We start from the raw sequence: 18,450 nt of genomic DNA on the forward strand, positions 1-18,450 counted from the left end.
CTATTCATAATTGATCGCTTCTTTAATTGGTATTCGAGATGCAGAATTGCTAGGTAACCATGAGGCCAGCAGTGTAAATATTATGCCACCTATTATAGCTAATAGTAAACTAAACCATGGAACAGAAAAATCTAGGAACGCTGGCGCATCGTTCGAAACTGAATTTAAGTAAATCACTAAGATACCATACAACGTACCAACAATTACACCGGTAATACCAATAAGCAATCCTTCTGCTATAATCATAAGTCTCACCTGTGACTTTGTAAAACCAAGTGCTCTCATTGTCCCAAGCTCTTTTATCCGTTCAAGTGTGTTCATGAATAGCGTATTACTAATACCAATTGCGGAAATGGCTATAACGAGTATAAGTAAGCCATTCATTAAATCACTCATTCCTGTGATGCCACTTTTCGCTTGTTCAATTGAAACTGGCATACTTTCTACATTTGAAATAGTTCCTCCAGATGCAGCCCAAATAGAAGACAACACAACTGGCGCCATCTCTTCTTCCACAACATTGATTATTAACTGGTTATCTGTGTGCCAGTTATAGAAATCTCTTATGACATGTTCTTCAGCGAAGCCGACATAGCCTGAATAATGCGATGTTTGAACAGACCCTTTAATAAAGAAATCTTTTTCTCCTGCGGGAGTATTAAACGTAAATGGTTTTCCCACTTCTGCCCCCATCTCTATAAGGGCACGTTCTCCTACATAAATAGCAGGCAGTTCACTCTCCTTATCACTATCTTCCAGCACGTCAAACATTTCAGCATGATGTATATCGGAATAGGATATTACCGAAAATTCTCTTAACTCATCGGATGGAGTATTCCAGGTTATATTTGGTACTTCCGCATACGCTTTTACTTTCTCTACCCCTTCTATTGCATTAACTTCTGCTATTTCATTCTCTGTCCAAGCTGTTTCCTTTTGGACAATGATATCTCCACCAAAGGTTGCTCTTATGTCCTCTTCCATTCCTTTAGGCATCGATTCCAATGCTGCACTCATAAATAATGCTAAACTAACTCCGATTGCAAGCATTGCTGCGGTATTAGCATTTCTTCCTTTAAATTGATTCATGGAACGTATCGCTTGTTTACCCGAAAATCTAAATATCAAGATTAAAATCGGACTTATGAAGAACTGAAGAAGCTTTACCCATAATGGGAATAACAGAACGAGCCCAACAAATAAGAATAGGAAGGCCCATATATTATCAACTAAACCAATGGCTGTGCTAATAACACCAAGTGCATATCTTACTAACATCAGTCTAGTCGTTCTCTTAGCTGTATTATTTCTTCCAAACATGGCATCTAATATTGGTGTATTTCCAGCCTTATATAATGGTAATGCCGCCGCTGCAAATGGAAAGACGAATCCAATAATAGTGGATGTGATAATTGGTGTAACAAGTTCTACCTCATAATTAATGTCTTGGGTTATGATAGCACTAATGAGAATATCTTGGACAACAAAACCTAAGCATATTCCAACAGCTAATCCTAGGATGGTTCCAATTACCGAGAGAATCGCGGTTTCCTTTGCTACTAAACTCATTACATTTGCCTTTGTATAGCCGAGACTTTTCATAATAGCAATCTCATTTTTACGTTCTACAATACTAGTATTTATCATATTGAACGCGATAAAGCCACTAATAAAAATGGCCAAGATGGCAATAAGGTCAAAGACATAATACATCCCATCAACATCATTATATTGCTGCATATCGACAACAATTGGTTGAACAAAAAGGTTCGTTTCATCCAGTTCTGATTGATAGGCATCAAGCAGTTCTGGAGAATTGAAATCCGAATCGACCTTAAAGCGATATTCAGAGATTTGATTTTCCATTCCAGTCCATTCTTGAAGTGTTTTCAGTGGTACCATTACTCGGAAATCCCGGAGCATGGCTGTTTCCATGTCTTTTGGACTATTTAACATAGCACCTTCCGCTACTATCGCTGTAATCTCTATGCTTCCCATGTCCTGAAAGGAAACCGAATCTCCTATATCTTTATTCCAAAGCTTAGCCGTATTCTCTGTAATAACCAGACCTTCTTTTTTGATATCCCCCTTCATAACAGGCAGCTCATGTATTCCATTATCGAAATGTGATATTCCTGTCAATCTCACTGAAGCCTGTTCCGGGAAATCAGTCTCCATCTCTACAAAACCATGCTTGGTTAAGGAAGCCAAACCTTCCTCAATCTCCATACGTTCCGCAAAAGCATCGAGCTCATCCATCGAAAAGAATCGTTCTGTTCCTTGAATCCAAAAATCAGCATTACCTGCAGTTAAACGTTCTTGCTCATCCATCAAGCTAGAAAAAGTGCTCTTTGCAATGAACATACTAGTCATCACCGTGACACCTAACACAATTGCAATTAACGTAAAGAAGAAACGCTTCTTATGTCTTGTTACATTACGCCATGAAACGCGAAAGGAACTTAGCATAATCCTCATCCTCTCTACGCACTTCCGCTTCGATCACACCATCTTTAAATAAAACAATGCGATCTGCATATCCCGCCGCAAACATGTCATGTGTAACCATCACAATCGTTTGTTTTCTATCCTGGTGAAACTTCGCTAATAAATCGAGAATATCACTTGAACGTTGTCTATCTAAATTTCCAGTCGGCTCATCTGCCAGTAAAATGGCCGGCTCATGAATTAACGATCGAGCAATAGCAACACGTTGCTGCTGACCACCACTTAGCTCATAAGGGAATCTCTTATCATAACCTTCTAACCCTACAGCAGCTAATAGTTCCAATACTTTAGCAGTCGAAACCTTTTTCCCATCCGCATGCAATGGAAAAACAACATTTTCATACACCGTTAGAGTTGGTAGTAATTGATAATTTTGAAATACGAAACCAATTTTCTTACGACGGAGAATCGTCCGTTCTTTTTCCGATTTAGAGGTAATTTCTGTTCCATCTAGTTGAATTACACCAGATGTAGGCGTGTCCAGCCCACCAAGTAAATGAAGTAACGTCGTTTTACCTGAACCACTCGGACCAATAATACAAACAAATTCTCCTTTCTCAGCTTTGAAATCCACTCCCTTAATAATAGGTAAAATTTCTTTGCCAGTTTTGTACTCCTTTTTTACTTCTGTTACGTTTATCATCCTAATTCACCTCTTTGATTTGATGGAAAAATTGTATAAGACCATGAATAGATAAAATCAACAATAAAGATTAGTCCCCATACCATTGAGATTCGATATAATGATTCATTCGGATATGGCGTCTCATTGACACTCTCTGTCCCAATCCAAGATAAATCCGTTACATATGCCCATACTTCCTCTGTACTACTTACTCCTATTGACCAGAATATCACTTGTACAACAAGGAAGACGAACATATGAATAAGGGAACTATCCCGATATTTTTTAGCAATATATTTCGGATCCTTTTGCTTTCTCATCAGGGTTTTGTCTGCTTCTGTTAACAACTCTGTCCCCCGCCAATTGCCGATTTTTAGTCTCATCCAGCGATCAAGCTTTTTAAAATCACTAATTCCAAATGTGCAGGCATAGATGACGAAAACGGTAATGACAATTTGGAATGTCGAAATTTCCCCTGTCTCTCTATAAATGAAGAGTGCCAGGGCAGCTTCTGCGAAGAGTAGCACCACAAATAATACTAAGAAAATGACACTTAAGCTCCGTTTACCTAATAAATAACGCACTACACTAAATAACAAGATGCATACAATTGATAAAACTTCGGCTAAAATAAAAATTTCCCACTGGTATTCCATTAGTAGACCAGTCAATTTTCATCACCCTTTTTATATACTCAGTAAATATATACCGAGTATATATTTACTGAGTATATATGTCAATATTATTTTTAATATTTTTTGATAATTGTTGAAGATACCTATCAAACTAACGTACAACTATAGATCATAAAGTTTTTATTCCTTTAAAGAGCATAAAAAAGCAGCTGTGATATTCGTCACAGCTGCCATTTCTATTTAACCTTAATACTATTCGACTCCAATATTTATTTTCATTTTCCCATCGCGATACTTCGCAAAACGATCATCACGTTCACCAATCATTAATTTCCCATTCACCACATCTGCAGTTTCTTCATAGGTCTGTCTTTCACCATCTATTTCTACGTTTAGTTTTACATGGTGCCAAAAAGAATGACCATCCTCATATTCTACACCTGTAATCTGATAATCTAATAAACGGTAGTTCTGCTTCTTTAAGTACGCTATCTTTTCTTCAAAGTATGCTTTTGCTTCATCATCCGTTAATGAAGTTCCAGCTTTAATATTATTATTTTTGTCAATATGCTCTCTATCATATATGTATAATTTCTTATATGCTTTATCATAATCTTCTTCAATAATTGCCTTATAGTAACTATGAATTAATCGCTCTGCCTTCTTCTCATTAAAGAAAGCATTCTCAAAACCTACCCATGCTAAAACGAAGATTAACATAAATAGTCCGGAAATAATATAATACTTTTTCAAATAAGTTCCCCCTTATTAATAGGTTACTTTCATGCTAGTTAATTAAGGTTAATTTGCGAGGAAATAATTCTTTGACTTTCTTGCCAAAACAAGAGGTATCGGAATAAAAATAATAGGAAAAGCTACTATATCCATTACATCCGTTGCAAATAATTTAACTAACAAAGGGCTAATAAAGTAAAGGTAAATATGATAACTAATAAATAGGTATAATGCAAAAAATATCCAAAATAATAAATTGTCCTTGCTCAAATAAAAACCTCCTTACAACAAAGCAATAATGTACTGTTTTTATCCAACTTATTTTTGTTTATCAGTACATCAAGTAATTTTAACATTGAAACAACAAGAAAAAATGGAGGCATCCATTCAGTTTGTGAATGGATGCCTCTATTCGTCTCTGATGTTAATGTTCTCTCCTGACAATCGCTCTCGACAATATAAGAAATGCCTTTAAATCACAAATTAACTTCCCATTTTACGACGGGTCATACTTGGTTTCTTAGCAAGCTGGCTTTGCATATTCTTTGCTGCTCCATTGCCATGCATAGTGTTCTTATTGTTTGCTTGCGCTTGTTTTTTCCGTTCCAACTGCTGTTGCACAATTTCTCTAGTACTAAGCTTCTTTTTCTCAGACATAGTTTTGGCCCCTCTTCTTTTATATACTCTTATTATAATAATAATCGTTACGTATAGCTATCTTTATTTGTTCCTAGTTTGATTTGAATTATAGCTCACTTACATAAACATTTTTTTAAAAATTCACATTAATTAATTTTAAATATGGTATACTTTTCCTAACTAAATTAGGGAGGTACTTGTCCAATGGTAAATACAATCTAAGAGAAAATCTTCTATTATTTTAATAATTTTAGAATAAACATGTAGATTTTCTCTTTCATAGACCATTATAGAAAAGAGGAAAAATAACATGTTAAATAAATTAAGTGATACGGTTTATTACGTATCTAATGAAGATAATAGAGAACGACCAACATTGGGACTGGTCTGTGGTGAGCGATTTAGTCTTATTATAGATTCTGGTAACTCTCCTCAGCATGCTAAGGACTTTTTATTAGAAATTAAGAACTTACAAGTTCCTCCCGTTAAATATGTTGTGATCACCCATGCACATTGGGATCATTTCCTTGGAATGAATGAGTTTGATGCAACTGTCATAGTAAATAGTCAAACTAACGATAGGATAGAAGAATGGCAAGGTATGTCCTTTGGAGATAGCTCACTACAAAAGTATGTGACTGCTAATCAGATGAGTTTGATGTGTGTGGAAATTATACAAACTGAAATGCCAAACAGGGACATTTTCAAGTTGAGATCTCCAGATGTAATTTTTAAGAATTCATTAACGATTGATTTAGGGAATAAAGTTTGCATTCTCGAAAGTATCAACAGTACTCATACCGATGATGCTACGATTATTTATATTCCTGAAGAGAAAGTACTTTTCTTAGGTGATTGTGCATATGGTACCACTACAAATTCATTATTTCATTACAAACAATCGCAGTTGTTGCCTATGATTAGGGACATTCAAAAATATGATGCTGAAATGTTCCTACTTGGTCATGAATCTCTATGCGATTTAGATGAAATGAATCTCTATTGGAAAGAGTTAACAACAGCAAGTCACATTGTTAAGTCATCCTCACTAGAAAATGCAATTGAGTCCTTTAAGGAAGAAAATAAAAGGGTCCCTAACGAAAATGAATTATTTTTTATAAAAGCATTTGTTAATGACCATATAATTAACTCAAAATAATACTATTATACACAGAGCCATCTCGTTAAAATTAATATGAGGTGGCTTTTAATTAGTTTAAATACACTTTAACTAATTCACTATGTCAGAAATGGATTGAATTAATATCTGGTCTATCTATATGTATAGAATGGCTCTATTCGGGTCATTATAAACTGTTAGTAATATGTTATTATTTTCAATGATTATGGCACCTGCTCGTACTCTGATATGAAAATGCAATGCATATCACCTCATATAATCAAATAGATTCCTTAGATTTTATAAATATCATTCTCTTGATCTTGCTTTTCCTTTAATTCTTTCCTTAGTTTCTCCACTCTTTTTAACCTTTTAAAAGTTAATAAGGAGAAAAGTGTTGCGATAAAATATTTAAATGTAATGTCATCGTTATTCTGTTGGATAATCTTTTCCATCGAACTCCTCCTAGAATGATTCTTTTTTCTTATAGTTGAGAGGAATTATTACGGCTCTACTCCTCACTACTACAAGTCCCAAAGGTTTATATATTCATAAATTTTATTTTCCATATAGCACATTCGTTAAATTCACTAACTAACTAACTAACTAATAAATTCTAGCGAATTAATATATAAAATAGCATGTTTTGGGACAAGGAACCTGTCCCCTTGTACCTATCCCCTTGTACCTACTTTCTCAATAGATGTATTATTTGCAATCCATCTGAGGATAGCTTTTCATCTGCTGCCATCCAACGTGGATATGTTATTGGAATGATTGTAATTATAAACTGAAAGAAATTATAAATAGCCGACAAACTAAAAAACTGACGTAGTTCATTCTGTAAATCTAACGATGTTAATTGTCCAAATAGAAGTGCTAGAAATAATGACATTAATGGTCCACTAGCAAGTGCAATTATTTTTTGGTGTTTCTCTAAGCTTTCTCCCCAATAGGCATAGCCTACGTTTGACCATTGAATATGAAGATGAAACCTACCAAGTTTAAAGTTTTCTATGTTATCTTCACTAAACTGTCCTAAATAAATATGTATATCAGCTTTCGACGTAAGTAGGGCACCAATTCCATGACCTATTTCATGCAATAAGACAAAGACTGGCACAACCAAAATAAAAAACAAGAACACGAGCAAATTATGATCCTCCTTGATTAATCTTAGTTAGAATTCTTCCATTATATAGCTCCATTTTATGAATAACAGCTATATAGATATCCAACAATACTCATATCCTATATTAACACAATACTTTACATTTTTAGGATAATTTAAGTAACTATAATTAAAGGGTTTCGTCAAACACAATGACGAAACCCTTTATATGCTAATGATTTCCCCTAAAAAACACTACAAAAATCACGTTATTTAAGATAGCATTATGATTCGATTTAGATTTTATCTCCCACTTAAGCTGGCAGTGTTTTAATCTTTTTAATGAAATAGTAGTGTTTATATAAGGCAAGTATAACTAGTATTATTTTAACTAAGAGGATATCTACATAAATTACAGAGAATAGAATAAAAGCGTCTGCAATAAGATTAATGCGAATTTTTTCTTTCCTAGTCATGCCTCTGTTTTCCTTGATTCTCACTACATATTTTTCATAGAAAGCAGTGCTTTTAAACCAATTTTCTATCCGCTGCGAGCTTTTTCCGAAACAAAAGGCAGAAAAAAGGAAAAACGGACCGCCAGGAAGGACTGGTAATACCGTGCCTGCCACACCAATCCCAAACGATAGAAAACCTATAAGCATAAAAAGAGCACTACGTACATTCTTCATGGTGATCCCCCTTCCTTTTTAAATATATGAATGTATATCCTGAAAAAGAAGAACCTGTACCATCAGCAATGTACGGTTCCCTTACTATTAATCATATACCTAAATTATAAACTGATTATCTCGTTACAACAATTCTTTCACTCTTCCACATGATTCCAATCTACATAATAAGTTTCATCAACAATGTTAAGCCATTTAGTTTCCAAACCAGGCATGCTACAATGAAGAAAAGTCGTGAAGTGAGGGGATTCACTTGCCTGATTGGTCTTATCATGGAATTTTCAAGCCTATATTATCCAAGTTACCGTCAACTGTGGCTAGGGAGTTCATTCATCGTGGAATGAGTACAATAGCCTCTCTTCCTTTCGGTATGGGATCTCATATAATTAATTTCCTTGGACGAGAGGAGAGTTCCCACTTATTACAGAAAAAAGTACATGGTATAGAGTTCCGAAATCCTGTTGGGCTTTCTGGGAAGATTGACCCGTTACTTACCGGAACCAAAGCATTTAGTAACCTAGGATTTGGATTAATCGAGATTGGTCCAATAACCCTGCATAACAGTGAACGTTTCACAAGTCCAATCGTAGATTGGCATAAACGAAACATAATATTCCCATCTAGACCTGAATCATTAGGGCTGGAGGCTACAATCACTAGATTAGCAAAGCTTAAAAAGAAACAACCCATCCTGATTCGACTCGTTGGTACTCAAGGCGAATTAGAGGTTATGATACAAGCTCTTGATAAATACGTAGATGGGTACATCATAGAAGAAGCATTCCCTGAACTCATCCCTTTAACAGATAGACCTATTTTTTATCTGTCATAGGGAATGAAGATGAGCTAAATAATCCATTTGCTGGAATCGTACTCGATTACACTCTTGGTGATACTAGATTCATAGACAAAGTGAAATCATTACGAAAGAACGGGTATCAGGATACCATCATTACTTCTGGTGGTGTCCAAGAACCAGAACATGCTCTACAATTATTAGATGCTGGTGCTGACTTCATCATGTTAACAGATGGATATGTGTTTTCTGGTCCCGGACTTACAAAGCGTATAAACGAAGCTTTAGTTGATAGGCTTGATTTCCCTACCGGTGCACAGGATGGTTGGCTTGCTTATTGGTTATTTGGTCTGTTTATTTTGATTGGTGGTTTTCTGGCATTTCTTTTCAGTATTACAACTATAATTCTTCCCTATGATGAAAACTTTCTAGAAATGAAGAGACAATTAATATGGGCATTTAATGATCGGGTTATGTTTTTTATGGCGCACGATCGTATGACACTTGCTGGAACGATGATTTCTGGTGGAATCGTCTATATGCAACTAGCTAAACATGGTGTAAAAACAGGCCTGAAATGGGCAAAACAAGCAATAGATATAGCTGCAATTATTGGATTCCTAGGGATATTTAGCTTTATTGGTTATGGTTATTTTGATTGGTTACATTTAATTTTCTGGTTAGTATTACTTCCCGTGTATATAGCTGGATTTTGGAAAACAAGAGGGATTAAGGGGACACCATCCTCAACAAACAGAAATAATGACATCACGTTTAAACGCGGCATTTATGGACAACTAGCCTTTGTCCTATTAGGCTTTTCCTTTGTTATTGGCGGAATTGTTATCTCCATTATTGGTGTGACATCCATATTTGTATCGACTGATTTGTCGTATATTTGTATGACACCAGAGATGCTAAATGACTTTAATGAAAAACTGCTTCCTGTTTTAGCGCATGATCGTGCGGGATTTGGGAGTGCATTACTAAGTGTTGGCTTATTAGTTTTATGTTTATCATTATGGGGTGTTCAGCAAGGAAACAGATGGGTCTGGTGGACTTACCTTGTTGGTGGACTTCCTGCGTTTTTGGCGGGAATTTATATTCATTTTGCGATTGAATATACGACGTTTATTCATTTGTTACCTGCTTATGTTGCTTTAGCTCTTTATCTTATTGGCTTGATTCTATCCTATCCTTATTTTCATAAGAGGTAATTAAAAAACTGCACGTTCTAGCATTTAGAAAGTGCAGTTTCTTTTATCTATTTGTTCGCTTTTCGCATAGCTCTCATGATGAGACTAAGCACAAAGACTAGAATAATCGCTCCTATTAGTGCTGGTATGATAGAATAGCCTCCCACTTCAGGACCAATGTCTCCTAATAAAGCTGATCCAATCCATGCTCCCACAATCCCAGCAATAATATTACCTATTACACCACCTGGTATATCTTTTCCGACGATTAAGCTACCTAACCATCCTAAAATACCACCGACAATTAAACTCCATATTAAACTCATGTTCTGTTCCTCCCAAGATAGATTTACTATATATCTATCCAATATAGGGGTGGTTTAAACATGGTAGTATTATTTGTTACGCAATTTCTCAAGTATTGCTTGAGCTTTGTACCCTACTTGGAAGTCATAGATTTCTGCTTTCTGGCCCTTAATAGCTTTAACAAGTTCTTGAATTAAACTAGTAATCGTTTGATCTTCGATAGAAATGTTGGCTAGTTCTTCACCATTTTTAGCACCTTTTAATTCTCCCCAGTTATCAAGAGTAAGAATACCTTCTGTTCCATAAGCCGTAAATCCGATGTACTCTTTTCCAGCAATCTGACTTAAACCTTCAATTAATACTGGTGTACCATCAGCAAGTTCGGCAGTAGCAATGATTCCAGTTTCACTTTTAGACGGGTCTTCTGGGAATTCTAATTGGGTTTGAATATTGGTTATGTCCCCAAATATCTTAAGGGTTTGTTGGATAAAGTGAACCCCAACTTCAAGAACAAATCCCCCTTGTTCACGACTAACTACCCAATCATTCTTTTGCCAGACTCGTGGCCATTGAGGAAAATGCATTGTAAGTTGTAATCGACGTAGTTTTCCGATATAATTCTTGCTAATTAAATCTGCAAATGCATTCGCTTCTGCATCATAATTTAATGGAAAGTTCATTGCATGTACTACTTTTGCATCTTGTGCTGCTCGTAACATTTCCTCTGCTTCTACTAGGGAATTAGCAAGAGGTTTCTCACATAGCACGTGTTTTTTTGCTCCCACAACATCTAGGACAACTTGGTGATGATATTTTGGAGGTACTGCTACATAAACCATGTCAATATGGTCATCCGCGATTAAATCAAGATGACTTGTATAAGCTTGTACATCACCTAATTCCTTAGCAGTTGCTTGGGCAAGAGACTCCACTTGATCACACACTGCTACAATCTCTACCTCATTATGTAATGAAAACTGTTTGATGAGACGCTGCCCAATAGCACCTAAACCGATAATACCTACCTTAATCATACTCTATTCTCCTCCTGGGACATTGGGACAGATTCCTTGTCCCACTATTTGTTTCGTAATTTCTATAATAAACATATACTAATCTGGGAATTTTTTCATCTGATAGACTCAGGGACCTGTCCCCGTATACCATTCCCGTGTACCACCAAATAACATGTTTCTGTGTGGTAGTGCATAAACTTTCAAGGAATATGCATATGGAGGTTCAGGATGTCTAATTCGAACAACAAAACGAATACAAATGATGAGCAGGTACTTGCATCCAGTCTAAGACTGGCTTTATTTGGAACTTTAATTACGACCATTGGTGATATTATTACGATTATAGCTTCATTAGAAGCAATAGATGAATTTTATGAATCCCTTGAAGAAGATAAAAAAACTCAAGAAGAACTTGATAAGAAGTTGGAAGAACTTCAAAGTCAAATCGATGAGTTAAAAAACGAACTCACCGAACTGAAATTAAATTCTCCAAACTCCTAACGCCCTTCCAACTTCATACTGGCCTGTGAAATGAACATTCTAAAAAGAATAAAAGCAACGAGCGATAAAACGATTCCAGAAATATATGGTAATCCAATTGCAACGGAATATAAGAGTCCACCTAATACGGGACCAATAATTCTTCCTAAAGAATCATAAGAAGATAAATATCCTGTAACAACACCATGTCTACCTTTCATCCTTTTCGTGAGTAAAGAAGATACACTTGGGCGAATCACCCCGTTCCCTACCCCAAATACCGCTAAAAAGATAGCTGCCGTAGTAAAGGTCTGCGTAAACAAGATTAATCCAAATCCAATCGCCGATATAATAATCCCAATCTGAATAATAGCCGCTTCACCAAAACGCTTCGTCCAAAATCCCATGGTTCCTTGTACCAAAGCACTTGCTAGTCCCATTATCATAAAAATATACCCTAATGTAACGGCATCTAGCCCGGCCTTCTGAGCAGCAAAATAGGCAAAGGTCGCTTCTAAACCTGATAAAGATACGGAAATGAAAAACTGAAGAAAGAATAGCATTGACAGGGGACCACGTACCACCCTTATACGCTCCCCCACCTTCGATTCGTCACGATCAGATGAAAGGTGAATCGATTCTTTCAAAACTATCAGGACAAGTAATAACGTAACAACAGATAGTCCACCTGAAATATAAAAAGGCATATGTATATCTATCTTTGAAAATACGCCACCAATTGCAGGTCCAAAGATAAATCCAAGTCCTGTAGCAGCTCCAATTATCCCCATTCCCTTTCCACGCTCTTCATCTGAGGTAATATCCGCTACATAGGCGGTTACAGTAGGCATATTAGCTGCCGATAATATACCCCCAATTATTCTGGCCACAAACAACATCCATAGCTTAGAAGATATCGCCAAAATAAAAAAAGAAATCGCCAATCCTACTATCCCAATCATCAATACCGGCTTCCGTCCTATCCGATCGGAAACCCTGCCCCATATCGGTGCAAAAATAAGCTGCATCAATGAATATACTGCCATTAATAATCCCAATTCCGTAGGTGAGGCTCCTAATTCCTCAGCATAAAAAGGTAGGACTGGTATAATAATTCCAAATCCGACCATTACAAGAAACATGATAAGAAATAGAACTGGTAATGCTTTTGATAACTTCACTGTAAATTCCACCCTTGTAATGAAATACCCTCACTGAACTAGTATCAGTTCTAATTCTTTCTATATTCATGAAGGGCATCAAAACTGTCACAATCTATTATTCATTAAAATAAAACAGGTACGAGGCAAGGCTATGTACCAAACTCATACCTGTATTTTCCACTGATCTGAAACATCTTCTAAACGGAATTCTCTACTCACCATCCGAAATCAGGTCTATATCAATTACTGTTTTTGTTTCCTCTAAGTATGTAATTCGATATATCTCCCCAGGTTTAGTAGCGTAAATCCTTCTATATAACAAAAATTCACCTTCTGAGGTATCAATAGTCGCCATAGAAAATCCAGGCGTTCTATCCACATGTTTTACCTCTAATTCTTTAACATTCCACTCCCCATTCGCATATGACTTCATATCTTTCGCTTCCAAATTGATTTCCGTCACACTAAATTTTAAGAACCATATGGTTAGACAGAGGACAACAGCACCTGCTACCGTAAACGGTACCCGCTTTTTCCATTTCAATATTTGAGGGTTGATAAACGTGATTACCGTTAGCAAATATAAGAAATATAGCAGTAATAATAACATACCCGAATAACCAAATATTCCACTAATAAAATTAAATTTAAATGAGCGATAAAGGTTGTGTACAAAGAATTCATAATATCCCATATAACCAGCAGCAAGAATCAGAGCGATGCCTGCCAATATAAGAAAAACATATGAAATCCTCATAATTCTTTTTATCTGCTTTTCATTTTTCTTCTTTGTTTTCTTTTTCATGGTACCACCTGCTTCGTAAAAAGGAATACGCACGATTACTTAGGAATTTAATTCAACGTCCTCTGTTCGTTTAAAATACCAATCCTTCATTTCCAATGCGAACGGTGTTGGGATATCTGTTATGGATTCGACATGCGGTGGGTTAGAACGATTCATGGTCGTGATTGACGAAACTTCAAAATACTTTTGTAGTCGAGTTTGGGAATATTTCATTTCTATAATATTCTTTCGCTTCGTTACAAACATTCTGCTTGTTAAGCCACCTTGCCACCATTGGACTTGGTCTAGAGAAATAGCATATCTAGTATGAATGTAATCTAATACCCTCTGTATAATTATAATAAGTAATAACAACAAGGACACCATCCACCATGCCTGTTCTAAATTTAGAATATCTGGTTTAAAATAAACCAACAATACGGTAGCAATGATCCACAACCAACTTGGCCGTAATAGTTTCACCAAAAGTGATTTTCTTGGTAACCGTTTCAATTCGATGTTCAAGTTATATTCTGGTAGAACCGTTTCAATCAATTTGTATGCCTGATTAATCGGTAGAAACGGATATAAGGAGTTCACGTTGACCCCACCTTCAGGCTGATTAGGATTTGCCGAGCTAATTAGCTTCACTTCAGCTAATCCAAAAATTCGTTTTAAAAAGGTTTGCTCCATTTCTAATCCTTGAATTCGCCGCTTTTCTATCGCAAAAAAGCTTTCATTTAAGACCCCTCGGTCAATATAAATATGCGTTTTGCTAGCAGAAATTTCATACTTTCCATATCGTATAAACGTCCTACCTACTCCAAATCCTACCGCAATAAGGACGGCCAACATAATGATCACTGCAATTAGCCATTTAGAATGCAGAACTAACTGTAGTAGCCCCTCTACTTCATCCGCTTCTGGTAAAAAAGGTTGTACGTATTCTATAGCTCCGAAAACAATCGGAATAATGGCCAGAAAGCTTAACGATGTAAAGCTTGCCTTCCATAGATCTTTTCGTTCTGGGTTAAAAACAACTGTGCGTTCAAGTCGTTCTGTTTCATTATTTGGTTCCTTGTCCACTTTCATTTCTGTATCAATTGAATCTGATTCAAGAGCAACAAATGACTGTTCCTCCTGCTTTCCAGGTTGAACTAAATCAATTAGAAAATCAGCATCCTTTTTTGTTAATACTTCAAAATGAATGGCATCATCTTGCCCATCCCTTGCTGTTTCGAACGTTAGCGATGTTAATCCTAACAATTTATGAAAGGCTGTCGTTTTCCTTGTCACATTTTGAATACGAGAGAATGGTACCGTACTCGCATGCTTTACAAAGACACCTTTTTGTATATGAAATGCTCGATCTTTCCACTCATATTTTTCTATAAACCAAGCGACTATTAGATAGATAACGCGTAAAATAAAAATACCAATAAATGCATATCTTCCATATTCAAATAGCCAAAACTCAGATTCTCTTCGGAGTAAAAATAACAGAAGAATAATAAAAATACTGTTTTTAATAAATTGATAGATTCGAAATGCAATAGACATTGGATGATAACGCATTATTCATCCACTTCCTTTAGCTTAGCATATTCTGCCAAATCTTCTCTTAGCTGAAGAGCAATTGATTCCTCTAATGCGGGAATCGTATGAGCTGATCCCATCGTTTCTATCTTGATTGATCGTGTATTAAAACGCTGCATAATTGGTCCTTGTATAGTGGATACAGCTTGTATCTTAGTCATCGGAATAGTTATCCACTGCTTTTTCATAATACCAAAGCTTATTTGTAAATAGTTATGATCGTATTGGTAGCTCCAACTACGATACAATAAAGTCGGTTCAATAAAGGACCAGATGCATCCTAATATCGAAAATACGATTAAAAACATTAAGATCCAGAATGCCCATGTTGGCCAAGAGAAATAATCGTATAGCCAAAATAAACCAACTACTACTAATAACCCTACTAGATTTATTATCGTATCCGAAATCAGCTTTATTTTTGGGAAAGATGGGGATAGTGTATGTTCTAGTTTTTTATATTCCATTTGAACTTCCTCCTTACAGTGGTTGACTATACTAATACGGATGGAATATATAAAAAGTTCCCGAAAAGAATCGAAAAATCGAACTGATTCCGTTTATAGTTGAATCAGCTCGATTATCACTCAAACATTATAGCTATGGTTGCAGAACAACCTTAATACAGTTATCCATTTTCGTGTCGAAAATTTCGTATCCATGTTTGGCATCTTCAAGTGGTATTTTATGTGTAATAATATCACTTAAGTCAATCTTCCCGGCTGCAATAAGGTCATGTAGAGTTGGCATGTAATGAATAACTGGTGCCTGTCCAGTGCGAATATTAACATTGCGCATAAAAATGTCTCCAAAAGGAAATCCATTATATCTGGCACCATACACGCCCGTAACTTGAATATTTCCACCTTTTCTAACTGCTTGGCTAGCCATTACCAAGGCGCCCATCGCACCACCATGAAGCTTTGCTCCTGCTGCTAAAAACTCCAGATCTGTCATCTTGCCGTCCATACCAACACAATCAATGACAATATCTGCTCCGCCTTTAGTCATCTCACGCAGGTATTCTCCTGCATTCTCATAGTCCTCAAAGTTTACGATTTCCACATTGTTTGTTCGTTTCGCATGTTCTAGTCGATAGCCAACATAATCTACAGCAATTACTCGTTTGGCACCTTTTAACCATGCAAACTTTTGAGCTAGTAAACCAATAGGTCCACAGCCCAGAATAATAACAGTATCTCCTTCTTTCATTCCGGAATTATCTACGCTCCAATATGCGGTTGTACCAGCATCCGCAATTAAAACTAAATTATCATCATCCACTTCACTATTCTCCGGAATTTTAAATGGGGTAAAATTTCCATACGGTACACGCATATATTCTGCTTGTCCTCCTGGATACCCCCCAGTCGTTCCAGAATATCCAAAATAAGCTCCCATTTCTCCATTATCATTGGAGTTATCACATTGACTTTCTAGTTCATGCTTACAAAACCAACACTCTCCACAGCTAACATTAAAGGGGATAACTACACGATCCCCTTTCTGAACCTTTGTAACATCGGGACCAACTTCTTCTACAATACCCATTGGTTCGTGACCGATAATATAATCTTGCTGAATATTTGGTATCATGCCGTGTATTAAATGTAAATCTGATCCACATATTGCTGTGTTCGTTAACTTAATAATAATATCATCAGACTTTTGTATTTTTGGTGCTTCTACTTCTTTTACAACAACTTCTTTTACACCTTGAAAGGTTACAGCCTTCATCATCATCCTCCTTCCGTTTTCTCTTATTGCGGTGGTGTTGGAAATAAACCCTTACGATTGTTATTTTCCGGAAAAAGCTTTAAATTAGCGATTTCTATTGCCGTTTGCGCAGCATTTAAATCAAGAATTTGCTGTTCGCTCACGTCATATGGATGAACCCATTTTTTCTGAAGCATTAATTCTAAAATCTCGGTTTGGAGATCAATAGCAGCTTCCATCTGATTGCGAAGAGTTGTCCTAACTTCCGGACTTGCTGCCTCTGTTATCGCAATCGAATAATTTCTGATTCCTTCCTTGACTGTAATTAAAAAATCCAGTGCTAACGATGAATCTATCTGCTCAGGCATTCCAACCGAATTAATAGGATCTAAGTAGTCATTCATGTTTCCACCTCACTTACTCTGTTTTGGAATAAGAATATAGACGTTGTAACTGTTTGATATCCACAATAGACATCTCGACACTTTTTTGCATTAGGGCTCGTAAATCTTGATCAAACACAATCCCCTGCATCAGTTTTGATTTTAATAAGGCTAATGTCTTTACATTTAATATTTCATGCATATCCATTGTCTCGTGATAGGCTAGCTCATCTTTTCCCACTTTCCTAAAAACCTCCTTACTAACTGAAAACTATCCATATTTTCTCTTTAATAGGCTAAGCTATACACAAATGTACAAACTCTGTTATGTTGGATATTTTTTTAGGCAATGCGTAACCTAATAAAAATTTATTGTATTAGGAGTGACCTATATGACAGACCGTTTAGCACTTCACGAACGTCTTGAATTACAAGAGATACTAACATTTAAGAATTTATGTCTAACAAAATCTGCGATGATGAAAGGGTTAGTAGGCTGCGAGGAACTGAAAGCAATACTAGAGGCCGACGAAACAGAAGGAAAAGCACACGTTGAACAGCTTAAAAAATTACTAACGAGTAAGGAAGTGGTAATGTGACGAACATGCTTCAAAAAATCGCAGGTATGGGTGGGATGACAGACCAGGTTATCGCGACTGATTTTTTAATTTCGGCAAAATCGGCAGTTAGAAATTACACTTTTGCTTTAACAGAATCAGTCACACCTGATGTTAGGGATGTACTACGTAGACAATTGGCTGTTGCAATTGAAACCCATGAGAAGATTAGCCAATATATGATGGAAAAGGGTTATTATAATCCTAGTGATTTCGATAAGCAGTTAGAAGTTGATTTACAAGCATCTAAAGCAGCACTCAAATTAGCAGGTAAGTAGCATTAAACTATCTAAAAGGCATGATAGTCAATTCTTCTATCATGCCACTACTTTTTA

24 protein-coding genes are annotated in these 18,450 nt (G+C 36.1%); 6 read left to right on the top strand and 18 right to left on the bottom strand.

The features are described from left to right. From G5W_RS0102960 to G5W_RS23930, 6 genes are all read right to left on the bottom strand, one after another. Positions 1-2,469 (bottom strand): FtsX-like permease family protein, encoded by a 2,469-nt coding sequence (locus tag G5W_RS0102960; protein ID WP_010094087.1) that lies wholly within the window; start codon positions 2,467-2,469, stop codon positions 1-3. Next, positions 2,438-3,151: an ABC transporter ATP-binding protein gene (locus tag G5W_RS0102965; RefSeq protein ID WP_010094088.1), complete on the bottom strand. Its 714-nt coding sequence runs from the start codon at positions 3,149-3,151 to the stop codon at positions 2,438-2,440. The genes G5W_RS0102960 and G5W_RS0102965 overlap by 32 nt, the downstream gene beginning before the upstream one ends. After that, positions 3,148-3,804: a hypothetical protein gene (locus G5W_RS0102970; RefSeq protein ID WP_010094089.1), complete on the bottom strand. Its 657-nt coding sequence runs from the start codon at positions 3,802-3,804 to the stop codon at positions 3,148-3,150. The genes G5W_RS0102965 and G5W_RS0102970 overlap by 4 nt, the downstream gene beginning before the upstream one ends. A 216-nt stretch (positions 3,805-4,020) precedes the next feature. Next, positions 4,021-4,521: a hypothetical protein gene (locus tag G5W_RS0102975; protein WP_010094092.1), complete on the bottom strand. Its 501-nt coding sequence runs from the start codon at positions 4,519-4,521 to the stop codon at positions 4,021-4,023. A 48-nt stretch (positions 4,522-4,569) separates the two neighbouring features. After that, positions 4,570-4,773 (bottom strand): hypothetical protein, encoded by a 204-nt coding sequence (locus tag G5W_RS0102980; RefSeq protein WP_010094093.1) that lies wholly within the window; start codon positions 4,771-4,773, stop codon positions 4,570-4,572. Positions 4,774-4,986: 213 nt separating this feature from the next. Further along, positions 4,987-5,160 (bottom strand): hypothetical protein, encoded by a 174-nt coding sequence (locus tag G5W_RS23930; protein WP_010094094.1) that lies wholly within the window; start codon positions 5,158-5,160, stop codon positions 4,987-4,989. A gap of 292 nt (positions 5,161-5,452) precedes the next feature. On the opposite strand from G5W_RS23930, the gene G5W_RS0102990 reads away from it, so the two are divergent. Beyond that, positions 5,453-6,301 (top strand): MBL fold metallo-hydrolase, encoded by an 849-nt coding sequence (locus tag G5W_RS0102990; protein WP_010094095.1) that lies wholly within the window; start codon positions 5,453-5,455, stop codon positions 6,299-6,301. Positions 6,302-6,555: 254 nt separating this feature from the next. On the opposite strand, the gene G5W_RS23690 is transcribed toward G5W_RS0102990, so the two are convergent. The 3 genes from G5W_RS23690 to G5W_RS0103005 form a co-directional block, all read right to left on the bottom strand. Continuing rightward, on the bottom strand, positions 6,556-6,717 hold the full coding sequence (locus tag G5W_RS23690; RefSeq protein ID WP_010094096.1) for a hypothetical protein: 162 nt from the start codon (positions 6,715-6,717) through the stop codon (positions 6,556-6,558). Between the two features lie 233 nt (positions 6,718-6,950). Next, complete coding sequence (locus G5W_RS0103000; RefSeq protein ID WP_237706192.1) at positions 6,951-7,409, bottom strand: hypothetical protein; 459 nt, start codon at positions 7,407-7,409, stop codon at positions 6,951-6,953. 278 nt (positions 7,410-7,687) lie between these two features. Beyond that, positions 7,688-8,062 carry a YbaN family protein gene (locus G5W_RS0103005; RefSeq protein ID WP_010094099.1) on the bottom strand — a complete coding sequence of 125 codons (375 nt, stop codon included), beginning with the start codon at positions 8,060-8,062 and terminating at the stop codon, positions 7,688-7,690. Positions 8,063-8,315: 253 nt separating this feature from the next. Here G5W_RS0103005 and G5W_RS24145 point away from each other — a divergent pair, with 253 nt between their 5' ends. Together G5W_RS24145 and G5W_RS24150 are read left to right on the top strand one after the other, a co-directional pair. Beyond that, positions 8,316-8,894 (top strand): dihydroorotate dehydrogenase, encoded by a 579-nt coding sequence (locus G5W_RS24145; protein WP_237706190.1) that lies wholly within the window; start codon positions 8,316-8,318, stop codon positions 8,892-8,894. 80 nt (positions 8,895-8,974) lie between these two features. After that, a complete protein-coding gene (locus tag G5W_RS24150; RefSeq protein ID WP_237706191.1) occupies positions 8,975-10,075 on the top strand; it encodes a hypothetical protein in 1,101 nt (366 codons plus the stop codon). A gap of 47 nt (positions 10,076-10,122) precedes the next feature. Here G5W_RS24150 and G5W_RS0103015 read toward each other — a convergent pair whose 3' ends face one another. Together G5W_RS0103015 and G5W_RS0103020 are read right to left on the bottom strand one after the other, a co-directional pair. Next, the gene (locus tag G5W_RS0103015) at positions 10,123-10,380 is read right to left on the bottom strand and encodes a GlsB/YeaQ/YmgE family stress response membrane protein (protein WP_010094101.1); all 258 of its coding nucleotides are present in this window, start codon (positions 10,378-10,380) and stop codon (positions 10,123-10,125) included. A gap of 69 nt (positions 10,381-10,449) precedes the next feature. After that, positions 10,450-11,394 (bottom strand): Gfo/Idh/MocA family protein, encoded by a 945-nt coding sequence (locus G5W_RS0103020; protein WP_010094102.1) that lies wholly within the window; start codon positions 11,392-11,394, stop codon positions 10,450-10,452. 210 nt (positions 11,395-11,604) lie between these two features. On the opposite strand from G5W_RS0103020, the gene G5W_RS0103025 reads away from it, so the two are divergent. Then, on the top strand, positions 11,605-11,877 hold the full coding sequence (locus G5W_RS0103025; RefSeq protein WP_010094103.1) for a hypothetical protein: 273 nt from the start codon (positions 11,605-11,607) through the stop codon (positions 11,875-11,877). On the opposite strand, the gene G5W_RS0103030 is transcribed toward G5W_RS0103025, so the two are convergent. The 7 genes from G5W_RS0103030 to G5W_RS0103060 all read right to left on the bottom strand — a co-directional run bounded on the left by G5W_RS0103030 (position 11,874) and on the right by G5W_RS0103060 (position 17,739). After that, positions 11,874-13,037, bottom strand: coding sequence for an MFS transporter (locus G5W_RS0103030; protein ID WP_010094104.1), 1,164 nt, complete (start codon positions 13,035-13,037; stop codon positions 11,874-11,876). The genes G5W_RS0103025 and G5W_RS0103030 overlap by 4 nt on opposite strands. A 193-nt stretch (positions 13,038-13,230) precedes the next feature. Further along, positions 13,231-13,824: a hypothetical protein gene (locus G5W_RS0103035; protein WP_010094105.1), complete on the bottom strand. Its 594-nt coding sequence runs from the start codon at positions 13,822-13,824 to the stop codon at positions 13,231-13,233. 39 nt (positions 13,825-13,863) lie between these two features. Beyond that, positions 13,864-15,378 (bottom strand): PH domain-containing protein, encoded by a 1,515-nt coding sequence (locus G5W_RS0103040; protein WP_010094107.1) that lies wholly within the window; start codon positions 15,376-15,378, stop codon positions 13,864-13,866. Next, positions 15,378-15,866, bottom strand: a complete 489-nt coding sequence (locus G5W_RS0103045) for a PH domain-containing protein (protein ID WP_010094108.1) — start codon at positions 15,864-15,866, stop codon at positions 15,378-15,380. Before G5W_RS0103045 ends, G5W_RS0103040 begins: the two co-directional genes overlap by 1 nt. 133 nt (positions 15,867-15,999) lie before the next feature. Further along, the gene (locus G5W_RS0103050) at positions 16,000-17,136 is read right to left on the bottom strand and encodes a zinc-dependent alcohol dehydrogenase (protein WP_010094109.1); all 1,137 of its coding nucleotides are present in this window, start codon (positions 17,134-17,136) and stop codon (positions 16,000-16,002) included. Positions 17,137-17,159: 23 nt separating this feature from the next. Continuing rightward, positions 17,160-17,519 carry a spore coat protein gene (locus G5W_RS0103055; protein WP_010094110.1) on the bottom strand — a complete coding sequence of 120 codons (360 nt, stop codon included), beginning with the start codon at positions 17,517-17,519 and terminating at the stop codon, positions 17,160-17,162. A 13-nt stretch (positions 17,520-17,532) separates the two neighbouring features. Continuing rightward, positions 17,533-17,739, bottom strand: a complete 207-nt coding sequence (locus G5W_RS0103060) for a hypothetical protein (protein ID WP_010094111.1) — start codon at positions 17,737-17,739, stop codon at positions 17,533-17,535. A gap of 151 nt (positions 17,740-17,890) precedes the next feature. Between G5W_RS0103060 and G5W_RS0103065 the strand changes: the two genes are divergently transcribed. Both G5W_RS0103065 and G5W_RS0103070 read left to right on the top strand, forming a co-directional pair. Continuing rightward, positions 17,891-18,097 carry a spore coat protein gene (locus G5W_RS0103065; RefSeq protein ID WP_010094113.1) on the top strand — a complete coding sequence of 69 codons (207 nt, stop codon included), beginning with the start codon at positions 17,891-17,893 and terminating at the stop codon, positions 18,095-18,097. Continuing rightward, complete coding sequence (locus G5W_RS0103070) at positions 18,094-18,393, top strand: spore coat protein (protein ID WP_010094114.1); 300 nt, start codon at positions 18,094-18,096, stop codon at positions 18,391-18,393. Before G5W_RS0103065 ends, G5W_RS0103070 begins: the two co-directional genes overlap by 4 nt. The last annotated feature ends 57 nt before the right edge of the window (positions 18,394-18,450 follow it).

Source organism: Ornithinibacillus scapharcae TW25, assembly GCF_000190475.1.
GTDB classification, from domain to species: domain Bacteria; phylum Bacillota; class Bacilli; order Bacillales; family Amphibacillaceae; genus Ornithinibacillus; species Ornithinibacillus scapharcae.